This window comes from Kitasatospora sp. NPDC003701, from assembly GCF_053587085.1.
Window position 1 is genome coordinate 1 of the sequence record NZ_JBSFNM010000173.1, and the last position, 1,377, is coordinate 1,377.

2 protein-coding genes are annotated in these 1,377 nt (G+C 68.5%); both read right to left on the bottom strand.

Features of this window, described 5'->3' with window-relative positions; all coding sequences use genetic code 11:
* On the bottom strand, positions 1-692 hold a 692-nt coding region (locus ACWDRR_RS44465), incomplete at its 3' end, for a carbohydrate ABC transporter permease (protein ID WP_449778047.1).
* Positions 689-1,377 (bottom strand): carbohydrate ABC transporter permease (locus tag ACWDRR_RS44470; RefSeq protein WP_449778048.1); only part of this gene is annotated, 689 nt, incomplete at its 5' end. The genes ACWDRR_RS44465 and ACWDRR_RS44470, both read right to left, overlap by 4 nt.

Below are 1,377 nucleotides of genomic sequence, written 5' to 3' on the forward strand. Positions count from 1 at the left end.
TTCTGGAACTGGGCGAGTCCGACGGGCAGGGTGCGGAGTTGCTCGTTGTTGGTGACGAGGGAGGGCCAGGCGAACTCGCCCCAGGTCCACATGAACTTGAGGACGGCGACGGTGCCGAGTGCGGCCCAGGAGTTGGGCAGCAGGATGCTGACGAGGGTGCGCAGCCGGCCGGCGCCGTCGATGGCGGCGGCCTCGTCGAGTTGGACGGGGAGGGTGATGAAGTGCTGGCGGAGCAGGAAGATGCCGGTGGGGCTGGCGAGGAAGGGCACGATGAGGGCCCAGTAGGTGTCGATCCAGTCGAGGTCGCGCATGACCAGGTAGAGGGGGACGAGGATGACCTGGGTGGGGATCATCAACGTGGCGAGGATGAGGGTGAGGACGGCCTGGCGGCCGCGGAAGCGGATGCGGGAGAGGCCGTAGGCGGCGAGGGTGTCGAAGACGAGGTTGCCGGCCACGACGGCGAGGGCGACCAGGACGGAGTTGAGGAACCAGCGGCCGTAGGGGAAGGCGGAGACGACTTCCCGGTAGGCGGCGGTGGTGAGGTGTTCGGGGATGAGGTGGCGTCCGTTGCCGACGAGGTCTTCCATGGGCTGGAAGGAGGTGAGGGCCATCCAGAGGACGGGCAGGCCGGCGAAGACGGTGGCGGTGGTGAGCCAGAGGGCGGGTGCGAGACGGGTCGGGGCCTTGGTCACGATTCCTCCCGGGAGGTGAGCTTCAGCCGGACGAGGGTGATCGCGAGGAGGATCACGAACAGGACGACGGAGGCGGCGGAGGCGACGCCGACGTCGCTCAGGAGGCGGGTGTAGATGAAGGTGACGACGGTGAGGGTGGCGGTGCCGGGGCCGCCTTCGGTCATCACCCAGACCTGGTCGAACACCTTGAAGGAGTTGAACAGCAGCAGCAGGAAGACCGCGGCGGTGGCGGGTTTGAGCATCGGCAGGGTGATCGAGCGGAACTGGCGCCAGGGGCCGGCCCGGTCGATGGTGGCGGCCTCGTAGATCTCGTCCGGGATGCGTTGGAGGCCGCCGAGGAGGATCAGGGCGTAGATGCCGAATTCCTTCCAGATGCTGACGACGGCGACGGCGGGCAGGGCGAGGTCGTTGTCGAAGAGCCAGCGGGCGCCGTCGGCGCCGAAGAGGCCGATGAGGGTGTTGACGAGGCCGTGGTCGGGTTCGTAGAGCCATTTCCAGACGAGGCCGGCGACGACCATCGGGATGACGGCGGGCAGGACGGTGATGGTGCGGACGATTCGGGCGGTGGCGAGTTCGCGGTTGGCGGCGAGCGCGGTGGCGAGGGCGAGTGCGTAGGTGCCGGCGATGGTGATGGCGGTGAAGACGGCGGTGTTGAGGAGGCTGGTGCGGAAGGTGCCGGCGCCGA